Source organism: Pseudomonas sp. NPDC089569 (assembly GCF_050280625.1).
Taxonomy (GTDB): Bacteria; Pseudomonadota; Gammaproteobacteria; order Pseudomonadales; family Pseudomonadaceae; genus Aquipseudomonas.
In genome coordinates this window covers 1-1,716 of sequence record NZ_JBNNVQ010000214.1, presented here as the reverse complement: position 1 = coordinate 1,716, position 1,716 = coordinate 1, and the positions used below count along the sequence as shown (strand labels likewise).

The following is a 1,716-nucleotide window of genomic DNA, read 5'->3' as shown; positions in this document are numbered from 1 at the left end:
AGGGTAACTCGTCATCAGCTCTCGGCCTTGAACTCCCGGATTTACCTAAGAGTCCAGCCTACCACCTTAAACTTGGACAACCAACGCCAAGCTGGCCTAGCCTTCTCCGTCCCTCCATCGCAATAACCAGAAGTACAGGAATATTAACCTGTTTTCCATCGACTACGCTTTTCAGCCTCGCCTTAGGGACCGACTAACCCTGCGTCGATTAACGTTGCGCAGGAAACCTTGGACTTTCGGCGTGGGTGTTTTTCACACCCATTGTCGTTACTCATGTCAGCATTCGCACTTCTGATACCTCCAGCAAGCTTCTCAACTCACCTTCACAGGCTTACAGAACGCTCCTCTACCGCATCACTTACGTGATACCCGTAGCTTCGGTGTATGGTTTGAGCCCCGTTACATCTTCCGCGCAGGCCGACTCGACTAGTGAGCTATTACGCTTTCTTTAAAGGGTGGCTGCTTCTAAGCCAACCTCCTAGCTGTCTAAGCCTTCCCACATCGTTTCCCACTTAACCATAACTTTGGGACCTTAGCTGACGGTCTGGGTTGTTTCCCTTTTCACGACGGACGTTAGCACCCGCCGTGTGTCTCCCATGCTCGGCACTTGTAGGTATTCGGAGTTTGCATCGGTTTGGTAAGTCGGGATGACCCCCTAGCCGAAACAGTGCTCTACCCCCTACAGTGATACATGAGGCGCTACCTAAATAGCTTTCGAGGAGAACCAGCTATCTCCGAGCTTGATTAGCCTTTCACTCCGATCCACAGGTCATCCGCTAACTTTTCAACGGTAGTCGGTTCGGTCCTCCAGTCAGTGTTACCTAACCTTCAACCTGCCCATGGATAGATCGCCCGGTTTCGGGTCTATACCCAGCGACTAAACGCCCTATTAAGACTCGCTTTCGCTACGCCTCCCCTATTCGGTTAAGCTCGCCACTGAATATAAGTCGCTGACCCATTATACAAAAGGTACGCAGTCACAGAACAAAGTCTGCTCCCACTGCTTGTACGCATACGGTTTCAGGATCTATTTCACTCCCCTCTCCGGGGTTCTTTTCGCCTTTCCCTCACGGTACTGGTTCACTATCGGTCAGTCAGTAGTATTTAGCCTTGGAGGATGGTCCCCCCATATTCAGACAAAGTTTCTCGTGCTCCGTCCTACTCGATTTCATTGACAAGAGATTTTCGCGTACAGGGCTATCACCCACTATGGCCGCACTTTCCAGAGCGTTCCGCTAATCTCAAATCAACTTAAGGGCTAGTCCCCGTTCGCTCTCCACTACTAAGGGAATCTCGGTTGATTTCTTTTCCTCAGGGTACTTAGATGTTTCAGTTCCCCTGGTTCGCCTCTTGCACCTATGTATTCAGTGCAAGATAACCAGCTTATGCTGGCTGGGATCCCCCATTCAGAGATCTCCGGATCAAAGTCTGTTTGCCGACTCCCCGAAGCTTTTCGCAGGCTACCACGTCTTTCATCGCCTCTGACTGCCAAGGCATCCACCGTATGCGCTTCTTCACTTGACCATATAACCCCAAGCAATCTGGTTATACTGTGAAGACGACATTCGCCGAAAATTCGCATTGCTCTAAGAGCAACTCACAAATTTTACCTTAGCCTGAACAAACACCAGTGAAAGTGCCGTTCAGTCTATCTTTCTATCACATACCCAAATTTTTAAAGAACGATTCTGAAAAAGTTCAGAAATCAATATTCGA

General features: G+C 49.4%; 1 rRNA gene (only partly in view). It reads right to left on the bottom strand.

The features are described 5' to 3' along the window. A 23S ribosomal RNA gene (locus tag ACQKP2_RS32300) occupies positions 1 to 1,524 on the bottom strand (it extends 1,467 nt beyond the left edge of the window). Positions 1,525 to 1,716: the final 192 nt, after the last annotated feature.